14 protein-coding genes are annotated in these 12,839 nt (G+C 63.3%); 10 read left to right on the top strand and 4 right to left on the bottom strand.

The genetic code is table 11. The annotated features are described in order from the left end of the window. Positions 1-60: 60 nt before the first annotated feature. From I41_RS26485 to I41_RS26460, 6 genes are all read left to right on the top strand, one after another. Positions 61-1,143 (top strand): hypothetical protein, encoded by a 1,083-nt coding sequence (locus I41_RS26485; protein ID WP_145436128.1) that lies wholly within the window; start codon positions 61-63, stop codon positions 1,141-1,143. Between the two features lie 235 nt (positions 1,144-1,378). Then, positions 1,379-2,395 (top strand): spore germination YkwD domain-containing protein, encoded by a 1,017-nt coding sequence (locus tag I41_RS26480; RefSeq protein WP_145436126.1) that lies wholly within the window; start codon positions 1,379-1,381, stop codon positions 2,393-2,395. Positions 2,396-2,601: 206 nt separating this feature from the next. Beyond that, positions 2,602-3,207, top strand: a complete 606-nt coding sequence (locus I41_RS26475; RefSeq protein WP_145436124.1) for a DJ-1/PfpI family protein — start codon at positions 2,602-2,604, stop codon at positions 3,205-3,207. Positions 3,208-3,254: 47 nt separating this feature from the next. Further along, positions 3,255-3,677 carry a putative signal transducing protein gene (locus I41_RS26470; protein WP_145436122.1) on the top strand — a complete coding sequence of 141 codons (423 nt, stop codon included), beginning with the start codon at positions 3,255-3,257 and terminating at the stop codon, positions 3,675-3,677. Between the two features lie 54 nt (positions 3,678-3,731). Beyond that, entirely contained in the window at positions 3,732-4,193 is a 462-nt protein-coding gene (locus I41_RS26465; RefSeq protein ID WP_210421076.1) for a DUF6717 family protein, read from the top strand. 264 nt (positions 4,194-4,457) lie between these two features. Then, positions 4,458-6,044, top strand: a complete 1,587-nt coding sequence (locus I41_RS26460; protein ID WP_145436120.1) for a right-handed parallel beta-helix repeat-containing protein — start codon at positions 4,458-4,460, stop codon at positions 6,042-6,044. Positions 6,045-6,051: 7 nt separating this feature from the next. Here I41_RS26460 and I41_RS26455 read toward each other — a convergent pair whose 3' ends face one another. Next, positions 6,052-6,657: a type 1 glutamine amidotransferase domain-containing protein gene (locus I41_RS26455; RefSeq protein ID WP_145436118.1), complete on the bottom strand. Its 606-nt coding sequence runs from the start codon at positions 6,655-6,657 to the stop codon at positions 6,052-6,054. A 250-nt stretch (positions 6,658-6,907) separates the two neighbouring features. Here I41_RS26455 and I41_RS26450 point away from each other — a divergent pair, with 250 nt between their 5' ends. Then, on the top strand, positions 6,908-7,402 hold the full coding sequence (locus I41_RS26450; protein ID WP_145436116.1) for a YciE/YciF ferroxidase family protein: 495 nt from the start codon (positions 6,908-6,910) through the stop codon (positions 7,400-7,402). A gap of 127 nt (positions 7,403-7,529) precedes the next feature. Here the strand turns inward: I41_RS26450 and I41_RS26445 are convergent, their stop codons facing one another. Together I41_RS26445 and I41_RS26440 are read right to left on the bottom strand one after the other, a co-directional pair. Further along, positions 7,530-8,702, bottom strand: a complete 1,173-nt coding sequence (locus I41_RS26445) for a VWA domain-containing protein (RefSeq protein WP_145436114.1) — start codon at positions 8,700-8,702, stop codon at positions 7,530-7,532. 173 nt (positions 8,703-8,875) lie between these two features. Beyond that, a complete protein-coding gene (locus I41_RS26440) occupies positions 8,876-9,493 on the bottom strand; it encodes a hypothetical protein (protein ID WP_145436112.1) in 618 nt (205 codons plus the stop codon). Positions 9,494-9,926: 433 nt separating this feature from the next. On the opposite strand from I41_RS26440, the gene I41_RS26435 reads away from it, so the two are divergent. The 3 genes from I41_RS26435 (at position 9,927) to I41_RS26425 (ending at position 12,126) form a co-directional block, all read left to right on the top strand. Then, positions 9,927-10,133, top strand: coding sequence for a hypothetical protein (locus tag I41_RS26435; RefSeq protein WP_145436110.1), 207 nt, complete (start codon positions 9,927-9,929; stop codon positions 10,131-10,133). A gap of 176 nt (positions 10,134-10,309) precedes the next feature. Then, entirely contained in the window at positions 10,310-11,452 is a 1,143-nt protein-coding gene (locus I41_RS26430) for an agenet domain-containing protein (RefSeq protein WP_145436108.1), read from the top strand. A 50-nt stretch (positions 11,453-11,502) separates the two neighbouring features. Next, positions 11,503-12,126: a DUF1990 family protein gene (locus I41_RS26425; protein ID WP_210421075.1), complete on the top strand. Its 624-nt coding sequence runs from the start codon at positions 11,503-11,505 to the stop codon at positions 12,124-12,126. Here the strand turns inward: I41_RS26425 and I41_RS26420 are convergent. Then, entirely contained in the window at positions 12,048-12,746 is a 699-nt protein-coding gene (locus tag I41_RS26420; RefSeq protein WP_168207172.1) for a PEP-CTERM sorting domain-containing protein, read from the bottom strand. The two genes, I41_RS26425 and I41_RS26420, sit on opposite strands and share 79 nt — an antisense overlap. Positions 12,747-12,839: the final 93 nt, after the last annotated feature.

Below are 12,839 nucleotides of genomic sequence, written 5' to 3'. Positions count from 1 at the left end.
CCCGGTCATCGGTTCGGGAGCGGCGTTCGACGGCTGCGAGGAAGGGATAAGGGATCGAGAATGCGTTCCGAATGGATGGCGATGGCGTGCCTGGCCGCTGTCGGGTTGTGCGGACTGGGCCCGGTTCAAGCGACGGAGCCGAATGAGAATTTTGCGTCGGCGACGATCCTTGAGCCCGGCGTCTTGACCGTCTCGGACGACTTACGGCAACCGCCTGACACCTTGCTCGGCAGTCGAGACATGTTCGGCGACATCGAGTTCGTCGACGACGATGGCAGCCCAGTAGGCAATGGCTTCGCTTCGGGTCTGGCCGATGTGCCGACGAACAGCGGGACCATTCGCTTTGCCGTCACCGGGACGATCGACACGGGGTTTGACGGCAGCCATGGCGAGGCGGGGACGTACGAGGTGTTCGTTCAGCCGTATGATTTGTTCGGCGATCCGATCGACGAGTTTACCGTGACGCAAACGATGCAGGCAGGCGTCGTGGATGAGTTCACGTTCTCGGACGCCAATTGGATTGGCGGCAGCTACGACGTGTACATCGACAACTTGGTAGAATTTGAGGGCTTCGCCGACGTCGACTTTTACACCTTCACAGGACTGTCGGCGGGAGCGGCATTTACCGCGGAGACGCTCGATCCGTCATCGTCGGGGGTCGACTCGCTGCTGGGGTGGTTTAGCTCTAGCGGGTTGCTGCTGGAGAGCGATGACAATGGCGGCAGCGGGGCGCTCAACGCGCTGATCAGCGGCGTCGTGCCGGCCAATGGTCAGTTGACGTTCGCCGTCACCGGCACAAATGATACGACGTTTGCGGGCGATCACCTGGCCCGGGGTGCATATGATCTGAAACTGACGCTGGGGGGCGGCGGGTTTGCGGCCGACTTCAATAACGACGGCAAGGTGAATGCGCTCGATCTGTCCGCGTGGAAGAGCGCCGTCGGCATGACGGCCACGGGCGACGCCGATGGGGACGGCGACAGCGACGGCGCCGACTTTCTTGCCTGGCAGCGTCAGTTCGGCAGCGGAGTCGTGAGCGTCGGCGCCGTGACGGCGATTCCCGAGCCGACAACGGCTGTGCTGATCTTATTTGGCGGCGCGTGTGCTACCGCAATCGGCCGCCTGCGCCAACCCCCTGCCTGAGGGCCGGCGACCGCGTCCATGAACGGCTCCCCGCTGTAAATGCGCGATGGGCCGCGAGCGTCTCGCCTGAGCGCAGCGAAAAGCCGCAAATCGCCGCTTCGGCGTGTTGTGGCGCGGCGGCGTTCCCCCTAGACTCGAACCTTCGTGCCGCGCGAAGGAATCGTCTTTCGGCGTCTTGTGGAGCCATCAGTCGGAAATGGAACCCCGGCTGGCGGAGTTGCGTTAGGAGAAGAGTATGTTGTTCGCTTCCTCATTGATGAAGCCGCTGTGCGCCTCGGCCATTCTCGCGGCGCTGGCGTCGTCCTCGCTGGTCGACGTCGTCTGCGCGGAGTCGACGGAAAGTCAGTCCGCCGCAGCGGCGACCGCTGAGAGCCAGCCAGCCGACGAGGCCAAACCGGCGGACGAAGTCGAAAGCCAGGAGAAGAAGCCCGTCGAAGAGAAGAAAAAATCGACCGTCGACGTCGGCGGTTTGGAATGGCGCACCGACTACAACAAGGCGTATCAAGCCGCCAAACTCGCCAAGCGGATGTTGTTAATAAATCTGACGAGCTCGTCGACCAACAACGTTCAGGCCAGCGTCGACAAGTACATGGCGACCAACGCCAACGTGCAGAAGAAGCTGCAGAACGTCGTGCGGCTGCGGCTGCCGATCGATGCGGAGATTATGGTCGACGGCAAGGCGCAGCGGCTGGTCTCATTTGCCGCGTTCTCGCAATTGCAGGGGGGCGCCGGCTTCGTGCTGCTCGATTTGAAGAACGAGGGGACGAATCACTACGGACACGCCGTGAACGTGCTCCCCTATTCGAGCGGCAAGTATTACCATTGGCAGAACAATCACCTGAACGTCGTGCTTGATTTGCCGCCGGGAACGCTGACGCAGCGGACGATGATTTGGGCCGTGCGCACGCATCCGGAGGCGCCGCAGAGCACCTACGGCGCGCATCACCCAACGCTAGCGAGCGGCGCGGCGAACCACTCCAGTTATCAGGCGAGCATCGGTCAGCAAGGCCACCAGAACTTTGGTTCGCGCTTTAATCAACTAAGCGGCGCCACCGGCGGCCCCGTCTCGGAAGTGGTTGCCGAAAGCTGGCCAGGGCAGAACATGATTGATTCCTGCATCGATTGCGTGCAGAGCTGGCGCGGTTCATCGGGGCACTGGCGCGGCGTGGCAGGTCGGCACCGGGCGTTCGGGTACGACATCCGGCGCGGCCGCAACGGCATCTGGTATGGCACCGGCATCTTTGCGGACTGAGCGAGGACGGCTCGCCGTGCAGGGCGGGCGGAAACCGTGATGCTCGCTCTCGCGTGGAAATCTTGGGCCGTAACTCATCAGCGACGGGTTCGCTGCGGGGTTGCGGCCCTTTTTCATGCGCGGCGGTATTGTTGAAACCGCTGCGGATATGATAGGACACCGGCAAGTCAAGAATCTCTGCTCGCGACGGACCTGGGCACGCCAACATGCGGATCGACGTTCTCCTTTATCCTGGTTTCGACGAGCTCGATGCGATCGCTCCTTTTGAGGTGCTGCAGAACGCCGCGTCGCGGGGAGCGAAGTTCGCGGTTCGACTCGTCGCCGCGCCGACCACAGGCGAGATCGTCGCGGCGCACGGCTTGCGTTTGCACGGTGATGCAAAGCTCGGCAGCGGGCCGCGTCCCGATGTGATCGTTGTGCCTGGCGGCGGCTGGGTTGACGGAGCGGCTGCCGGCGCGCGAGCCGAAGTTGAGCGGGGCGAGATTCCAGCGCTGCTCGCGGAGCTGCATCGAAGCGGGGTCACGATCGCGGCCGTCTGCACCGGAGCAATGCTGCTGGCGGCCGCGGGAATCTTGCGGGGTCGCGCCGCGATCACGCATCACGGCGCGATCGGCGACCTCGAGCAGGCTGGCGTTGAGGTCGTTCACGCGCGGGTCGTCGACGACGGCGACGTCGTTACCGCGGGTGGGGTGACCTCGGGACTCGAGCTAGCGCTCTGGCTCGTGGAGCGTTTCGCTGGCCCCGCGATCGCGTTGGCGGTGGAGCGACAAATGGAGTACGAACGGCGGGGCGTCGTCTGGCGGCGCTCCTGAGCAGCGGTTAGCGCTGGGATGGCCTCGATTCGGAAAGGGAAACAGAGATGCGCGATCCTGTGGCCATCTACAACGCCGCGAACAACGTCGAGGCGATGTTGCTCCGCGAGGCCCTGCAAGCGTCGGGCATCGAGGCCCACGCGGTGGACGATGCAACGCCGGTCGGCGCATGGATGTTCGGTCTGCTTCCCGAAATCCACAAGCCGCAGGTGTGGGTTGATCGCGCCGATGCGTCGCGGGCGCGCTCGGTGGTGGACGAGTTCGAATCCCGAATGGCCGAGCAGCGCGAGACAGCTGCGGCAGCGCCCGATATCAGCGTGGTCTGCGAAGAGTGCGGTAAGAGCGCCAGCTTTCCGGCGGCGCAGCTTGGCAGCACGGAGACCTGCCCGCACTGCGGCGCGTACGTTGACGTGGGCGACGACGTTGGCTTCGACGATTGGCGCGGCACGGGCGAGATTTCCTCCTCATGATTTGCAACCATCGTTTTCCTGTGCAATCATTCCATTTTAGGAGTGTCGCAATAAATGGCCGCCAAGTTTAGTCTGCGACGAGTGGCTCCGGCGATCGCTATTCTTGGATTGGTCGCCGTCGGGGCCGGTTGGTATTTGGGAGTGCTGCCAGGCCGCCGTTCGCATCCGCCGCAGAATTCGATTCTAGTGATCGCCCCTTATCGCTACGAAGGTACTTGGGTCTTTGACGACGATCGATTCGGGTTGGTGCGCGAACCATTCGTCGGCGGGGTGCCTGAGATGATCGATCACCTCGTGGCTGACATTCCTGGCGCCGATAAGGGCTTTCGCCTTACCTTCTCGACGCAGCCGTTTCCCAATTTCGAAGAGAAGCTTACTTGGGTCCGCGGCGACAGTGTCGGCAACTACTATCGCCTCGACGATCCGCCAATGGAGGGTTGGATTTGTCCCGCCCTATTCAAATACTACGACCAGCCTCCGCGAGAGATTTTCGTTAAGGCCGATCCGAGGGAATGATGTCAGGGAGTCAAGCAACTCACCGTCCCTCTTCTATTCATTTACCCTTTCTCGCGGCTAACGAATTTGCAACTCCTCTTTGGCGAATATTCAACTTAGCTCTGCTGCGTTCTAGAATGCGGGCGCCGCTTGCTGCGCAGTCCCGCGTGCGGCGCCAGCACAGCGAAATCGTCGCCTCCTTCGCAGCGCGGCGTATAATCGAGGCTCAGGGGCCACGGTCGCGATGGACACCCGCGGCTGCTAAGGGACGGAAGGAGACGCGTCATGCGACGGGGTCGATGGCTGGAGGTCTGTTGGTACGGCGTTCTGGCGGCGCTCGCGGCGGCGGCACAGATTCGGCGCGCCGGCGGGGCGGAGTACGTGGTTGCTCCGGGCGGCAACAATGGGGCGGCCGGAACGAGCGCGGCGCCCTGGGCAACGCTGCAGCATGCGGCCGACGTCGTGGGGCCGGGCGACCGCGTCATCGTCAAGGCGGGCGCCTACCAGGGGTTTTATCTCGATACTAGCGGCACGACGGCCGACCCTATTGAATTCTTCGCGGAGCCCGGCGTACTGATCAATACGCCGACCAACGGCGCTGGGAACCAGGACGGCATCAATCTCGAACTCGCGTCACACATTATTATCGACGGCTTCAGCGTTACCGGGATGCCGCGGGCGGGTATTCGGAGCGTTGGGTTGGACGACGACATGGCGGAGTTCGTGACGATCCGCAACGTTCACGCCTACGACAATGGCCGCTGGGGAATCTTTACCGGGCACGTCAACGATCTGTTGATTGAGAATAACGAGACCAGCGGCTCGGTGCGGGAGCATGGCATCTACGTTTCCAACAGCGGCGATCGGCCGGTCATTCGCCACAACGTGACCTGGGGCAATCATGGCGCCGGCATCCACATGAACGGAGACGCGAGCCAAGGCGGCGACGGGCTCATCACCGGCGCCCTCGTAAGCGGCAACCGCGTCTACGGCAATGCCGCCAACATTAATGGCGGCGGCTTCGGCGGGGGGAGCGGCATCAACATGGACGGGGTGCAGAATTCGCGCATCGAAAACAATTTGCTCTACGACAATCATGCCAGCGGCATTTCATTGTTCGCGCAGGATGGGGCCGCGGGTTCGAGCGGCAACGTCGTCGTCAACAACACGATTCATCAAGCCTCGAATGGGCGCTGGGCGCTGAATATTCAGAACGAGTCGACCAACAACACCGTCCTGAACAACGTCCTCGTGACGCAGAATTCCTTTCGCGGCGCGATCGATGTTTCGCCCGATAGTCTGACGGGCATGGTCAGCGACTACAACGCGGTCATCTCACGTTTTACCACCAACGGCGGCGACTCGATTCTGACCCTTGCCCAATGGCAGACGGCGACTGGGCAGGACGCCCATTCGCTCAGTGCCACGCCGGCGGAGCTATTCGAGAACTGGAGCGGCGGCGACTATCGCCTGCGCAGCGGTTCACCGGCTATCAACCGGGGAACCGGCGCGAGCGCTCCCCCAGTCGATATCAATGGCACGTCCCGGCCGAACGGCGCCGTCGATATCGGCGCGTTCGAGGTCGCCGCGGCGACCGGTTCGGCGGCTGATTTCAACGTCGACGGCGCCGTCGACGCCGCTGATTTGAGCTCATGGCGCTCAGCGTTCGGAACGGGAGCCGCTGCCGATGCGGATGACGACGGCGACAGCGATGGACACGATTTTCTACTCTGGCAGCGCGACGCGAGCGCGAATCTCAGCGAGGCCATGGCCGCGCGTGCGGTTCCTGAGCCTGCGACGGCGACGCTGGCCTTGGCAACGCTTGCCGCGTTAGGCCGACTCGTTCAGCGAGTGCGCGTCCCGTCGCGCTGACGCCGTGCTAGGGGGGCATCGTCTCGTGCTGGTCCTGTGGCGACCGGGCTTTTTTGCTGAGCCCCGGACCATGGCTCCCTTCGCCGAATTCCTCGATCATCTTGCGATTGAACGCGGGGATGTCGTCCGGGTTTCGGCTCGTCACCAAGCCACGATCGACCACGACGGCTTCGTCGACCCACTCGGCGCCAGCGTTCTGAAGGTCGGTCTTCAGCGAAGGCCAACTCGTCATGCGGCGACCCTTCGTAACGCCGGTTTCAATGAGGGGCCAGGGCCCGTGGCAGATCGCGGCGATCGGCTTGCCCGCGTCGACGAACGCCTGGATCAGGGCGATCGCCTTCTCGTCGATTCGTAAAGCGTCCGGGTTCATGACGCCCCCCGGCAGTAGCAGACCGTCGTAGTCATCGGCCTGCGCCTTGTCGAGCGGCACGTCGACGGGAAATTCGTCGCCCGCCTGATCATGATGAAACCCGCGCACGTCGGTCTTCCCCGACACGAGATGCGTTTCCGCGCCAGCTTGATCGAGCGCGTGGCGCGGCTCGGTCATCTCGATTTGTTCAAAGCCATCGGTCAGGAGGATGGCGATCCTTTTTCCTTTAAGCTCAGCGGACATCAGTCGGCCTCCTAAGCTGAATTGAGTGGGTGAGCCCGTTAGGACATGCAAAGCTGATGCCATAGGAAAGAGTTTACCCAGAGCCAGTTGAAGCCTCGGCGCGAACACACGGTGCTCTGGCCTGTGCGGTGATGCGTCAGACCGAACCAAGATCGCGCAGCACGTTGCGCCGTAGCGGCACGACATTCGCGTAGCCTCTCGACGCACTGGTCTGTTTCAACCACCGTTTACTTTCTATAGGAGCCGCGAGATGTCACTTGATACCTTAGAAGATGCGTTCTACGACGAATTGTGCGACGTTTACCACGCTGAGAAGCAGCTGGTCAAAGCGCTGCCAAAGTTGGCTAAGAAGGCGTCAAACGAGACACTGGTCGCCGCGTTCGAAGCGCACCTGGCCGAGACCGAGGAGCACGTCGCGCGCTGCGAACAAGCCTTTGAGGACACCGGCAAGGCGCCAAAGGCCAAGAAGTGCGAGGCAATGGCGGGCCTGATCGAAGAGACCAAGTCGATGATGGACGAAGAGGCGGAGCCCGAGGTGATGGACGCGGTGCTTATTGGCTGCGCTCAGAAAGTCGAGCACTACGAAATCGCCACCTACGGGACGCTGTGCACGTGGGCCGACCTGCTGGGTTACAAGAATGCCAAGAAGGCCCTGGCTGCAAATCTGGATCAAGAAGAGAAAGCCGACAAGAAGTTAACGGCGATCAGCAAGAAGGTGAACCAAGCAGCGCCTTCCGGGAAGTGATTGGATCGCTCTGGTTCTTTCGATTCACTCCGCGACCGGCCTGCCAGCGATGGCAGGCCGGTTTTTTCGTCCATCGGAAAAGCGATTGCTGGCGAGCCGCGCTCCAACGTTTCGAAATTAGACGTGCTCATTCCAACGGGGCGAGCGACTCAACGGCGCGCAGATTTGGCGTGCCGCGGCTGGCGTGGAGCTTCGCCTCGGCCAGCTCGCGCATCGTGATGAACTTATGCTCGCCCCCCGTCTCCTGAGCGAGTTGCCGCAGCGAGCACATGGTTCGCACTTCAGCGCAGAAGTGGACGATGTTGACCTTGATCTTGGCCTCTTTGCAATCCTGGACGAGCCGGCGGATCTCTGCCGGCGAAGGGTCGTCCTTTTCCTCGCCGTCAGTGAGCAGGAAGATAACCTGCGGGCGGCAACGGATCGCCTGATCGAGTGCGACGAGGTGATTGGTGTTCGAGGCTGCCGGCATCTGGTAGATGAACGACCTCACCCGTTCGATGTTGTTGAGCGTCGCCGCCGCGAGCGACAAGGAGTTGCCGAAGGTGACGGCGATGTCGTTGTAGAAGACGACCTGAAAGCGGCAAGACTTGTTCAGGTCGCCGAGGCTGCGGTTGAGCTCGTTCTTGGCGGCTTCCAGCGGCGTGACGCTCACGGCCTCGACGCCGTCGACTTCGAGCGAGTAGACCGAATTCATGCTGTGCGAGCGATCGAAGGCGTAGACGAAGTCGCCCCCTTCGCCGGCAAGGCCGAACATGCTCGTCATGGCGCGGCCTGGACCGCGGCCATTGCCGACGCCCGTGCCGATGCCGTCGCCGTGGCCGCCGCCTGAACCAGCGCCAGAACCGCCGTCGCCCTTGCCGGGGACTGTGCCGTCGCTGGCGGCCAGCAGTGACGCGGTCTCGACGGCGAACTGGTCGGCGGACGGCGCTGCCGCCAGCAGGCTGTCGACCTGAACGTCAACCAACTCGGCCACGGGGGCAACGGCGAGCGCGACTTCGGCGTCATTTGCCGCCATCGCGGCAGGAGCCAAATCGCCGACGACCGGGAGGTCGATCGAGTCGTTCAGCGGGTCGCCGCCGCCGCCGGCGTCGAGATCGGCGAGCCCCGGGTCGCCGTCAAGACTGACCGCCAGGTCAAATGCGGGCCGCGCGGGCGCGGCTTGAATCGCCAGGCCCAGCAGGATGATCAGGCCCATGTGGGTGATTAGCGACGCCAGCCACGGAGGGAACGCCTCGTAGTCGATGTGGGATGCAAGCGATGGGCGCGCGTCGTCGTTGGCGCTGGCGTTGGGTCGCGTCACGCTAGGAGAGCGGGTTAGGTTCTGTTCCGGAAAGAGAGGTCGGCCGATCAACGTTCAGGAAGGATCGCACCGCCAACATCCATTTTGGCGGCGTAGGGGTAGAGAGGCAACAGATCAGCATCTTTGCCGACGAAAATGCGCCGCCGAACATAAACGAGGGCGTCGACGCGCCGCTAGAAGGAGATGCGGCTGACAAAGTCGCCGGCGATCGCAAAGGCGTCGCCGAGCGTGGTGCAGCGCGACGGGCACAGAATGAGTGCCGGCATCCGGGCGCCGACGTCGAGAAACTCGATGGCCAGATAGGCGGCGGCCGTTGGCTGGCGGCTGAGCAGCGCCAGACCGCCGCAGCTGACGTCGAGCGTGCTAGCCGCGACGATCGGGCCGTCGACGCGAAAATCCGCCGCCAGCGGCAGGAGCGAGATTGGGGTAGCGACTTGATAGCGTTGGCTGCCGCGGGCGTTGCCGGTTCGCGGGCGGTCGTCGGGGAGGCAGCGCTGGAGCTGTCGAAGGTCTTCGGCGGAGAGCTCGCGTGGCTGGGGCGCTGGACGGAGGGCGGCGTCCTCGATCACGTCGCGGTAGAACGCCGGTCGAACGCCTCCTTGAAACGTCGCGCCGCTGCGGCGCTGCGGCGAGGCGAGATAAATCGCGCCGCAAGCGCGACACTTCCAGGGCATGGCGGGCGCAGTGTCGCTGGGCGCGACGAGTGCGATGCTCGCGCCGCAGCCGCTGCAGAGCTCGATGCCAGAGGTCGCGGTCTGGCGGCGATCAAGGGCGTAGGGCGACTTGGGCATGGCCGCGGTTGGCGGGACGGAAATCGGTGACGTGAGCTCCTGGCCTTTTCAAATTTAGGTTGCATTTTGACGATGGCGGTCGCCGCTGCGTGGCGATTCAAACGTCGCGGAGTGATGCAATTGGATCAAGGCATAACAACCGGCGCCACTGGTCCGTTCGTCCCCGCGACAGCGCCTCAAGGCACGTTCCACGCCGCAACCTCGATGGGATGGGTCGCACGAGCCGTAGGCATCGGCGAGGCCGTCGCAAGTCGCCGAAACGCTCGATTTTGGGTTGCTGGACCGCAATTCTCCGATGATCAAGACGAACGTTAGGCGGTTCCAGCGGGGATGAAGCACGCCTCGAAGTTTCCCCGCCGTGCTGGCTAAGGCGTTATACTGTGCCGAGCGAATGATTGTTCGGCCGGTCTTTCTCGACGGAGTTTAAGGGATCATGCAGCAGACGGTGCGGATTGTGCTCGACGACGGTTCAGAGCTGGTGCTCAGCGTGCGTAACATTGCGTACGTCCATTTCGTGCCCGCCGGGGTGGGCGCGAAGGCGAAGGCCGACGTCTTTTTCGTCGGCAGCGAGCGGCCGTTGGGGATGGGCGAAGGGGCCGCGATTCAGCTGCGCGAGGCGCTCGCTGGCCTGGCGAAGTGACGCCGCCTGGTCGCTTTTGGCGTGGTGGTCGGATGCCCGCGCAGCGTCGAAATCGCCCCAGAATGAGCGAGGTTCAAGGCCCAAAATCAAGAGCTAGACTTGCTCTTGTGATACTCGCCGGCCGAACACGGGGAAAGCTGCGCGGCGACTGATGGCAACGTTCTGTGGGGCAAGCCATGCGTCTGGGAATCGGGTTCTTGGCGGCTGCGTTGTTATGCGCAGTTTGGATCGCGGCTCCAGTGCGCGCCGGCGACGACCTTGATTGGGATCCCGAAAAGACCACGGTCTTTATCGTCGGCATCCTAGAATGGGAACGGGGCGACTTGTGGAGCTCGTTTCCGGCCGCCATGGTCGATCGGCGAGATCAGCAGCTGGCCGACTTCTTTCGCGCGGCGGGCGTTCCCGACGATCGACTCGTTTATTTGCAGGACGCCGAAGCAACGAAGGAGCGGATCGACAAGGAATTGACGGCGCTGCTCGACGAAACCGACGAAGGCGAGACGGTCGTCATCTATTTCGCCGGCCATGGCTATCGCGACGATGACAGCGGCGAGACTTGGTTCGCCTGCTACGACGCGGGCGACGAGAACGAAAGCGGTTGGGGCGTCAGGGAAATCTTCGACGCCGTGGAGAACCATTTCAGCGGCGATCGGGCGCTGCTGCTGGCGGATTGTTGCCATTCGGGCGCGCTGTTCGACGTTGCGAAGGAATTGGCGCCCGATTCGGACGTCACCTACGGCGTGGTCACCTCGTCCTATGCTCACAACACGTCGACGGGCAACTGGACGTTCACCGATTCGCTGCTTGCGGGCTGGCGCGGCGAGGGGGTGGTCGATCTGAACGGCGACGGCGCCGTGGCGCTCAGCGAGATGGCACGGTTTGCTGAATTGGAGCTCGCGTTCCTGGAAGGCCAGAAGTCGATGTTCTACGCGGGCGAGGATTTCCCGCGCGACGCGTCTCTCGCGGACGTCGAATCGCCGGCCGCCTCGCGAGTTGGCGAACGGATCGAGGTCGAATGGCACGGCAAATGGTATCGCGCCAAGTCGATCGCGGCCGACGGGGATCAGTTGCTGGTCCACTACAACGGGTTCGACTCCGACACCGACGAATGGGTCGGCCCCGACCGGGTGCGGGCCTATTACCCGGCGCAATTTGGCGAAGGGGATCGCGTCGAGGTCGAGTGGGAGAAGGATGGCAAGTGGTACCCGGCGCGGATCGAGCGCGGCTGGTACGGACTCCACAAGGTGCGCTATGATGGCTTCGACGAGTCGAGGGACGAATGGGTCGGGCCAGGCAAGGTGCGCCTGCGTGCGGAGTGAACGTCGAAGCTCGCTGAACCGGCATTGTCATTCCATTTCGAGCAAGCTCGGTGATTAATCCGCAACTTCGCAAACCGAGCGAGAAGTCTCTGCTCAAATTTCTTGACGTCCAGCGCGGGCTCGATTTCACCTATCCGGGGGTCGGTGCAACAGCGCCGGGGGGTGAATTCCCAGCGGGCTACGCCGTCGATCGAACGAGCATCGCCCTGGGAAACGGTCGCGAGGTTTTCGCCGCCGCAAGGCGAGGCATCGAAGCTTGGTCGCAGTTCGATCTCGGTTGGTGCGAGGCTTGGCCGCGGTCGACGCCGTTCCGCCCCGGGGAAGTTGTCGCCGTCGCGGCGCGCTCGATGGGCATGTGGTGGGCCTGCGCCGCGAGGATCGTGTACGTCGTTGATGAAACATCGGGGCAAGGTGACGCCGAAGCGATGAAGTTCGGGTTCGCCTATGGCACGCTTCCCGGACACGTCGAGAGGGGCGAGGAGTTGTTCCTCGTCGAATGGAGTCGCGCGACCGACGCCGTCGCCTATCGCATTCTGGCGTTCTCCCGGCCGCGCCATCCGTTGGCGCGCCTTGGACGGCCGCTAGTGCGACGACTTCAACGGCGGTTTCGGGAGGACTCGGCGGCGGCGATGCTGCGGTGGGTGCAACATGCCGGGTCGGCACTTCGCGCGTAGCGCGGCAACAGCGAATGTGAACGTTCCCTGCGCTGGCGCCGACCAAACGTCGCGACCACGGTCGTCAACGTCGCCAGCAATCCCATGCTCCCGGGTTCGGGCACGGCCGAGACGTTGTACCGCACCGCATAGTTGATGATCGTATCGACGTCTTCGAACAACATCGTGTAGACGCCCGCCGGCAGCGGGATGGCGAACGCGGGGTCATTGGCGTGCTGCTGAATCAGCGGCAGCAAATCGACGCCTGCCATCGGCGTTTGGATATGGGTCCAGCCCATCAGCCAGTAGCCGGCGATGTCGAAGCCGACGCTGTCGAGCCATGGCGTTCCGGCCTGCAAGCCGGTGAAAGACATCGCAAAGATGTCGGGGTTGGCGTACGAAATGAGCGTGATCGAGTCGAGCCGATGGCCCGCGGGGACCTCGAACGAAACGAGATCGAAGTCAGCGGTTCCAGCGGCCGCGTTCGTGCCAGCGGAACCGATCAGGGCGTTCGCGCCGGCCTCAAGCGACCAAGGGGTCGGCGCTGCAGGGATGCCGGAGAGATCGCCAAGGATCGATTCGTCGTAGTCGCTGGCGCCGGCGGCGTTTCCAGCCGCCCAGGCGAGTAGGGCGACGGCCATGGCCCGCCCTCGCCAATTCAACCATCTCATCACTGCCCCTGTCGCTAAATCCGAACCCGCCTCGTCATGGTTCGTCAAATGTCGGCCGCTGGG

The organism is Lacipirellula limnantheis (assembly GCF_007746075.1).
Lineage (GTDB): Bacteria > Planctomycetota > Planctomycetia > Pirellulales > Lacipirellulaceae > Lacipirellula > Lacipirellula limnantheis.
This window is presented reverse-complemented; position numbering and strand designations above follow the sequence as displayed.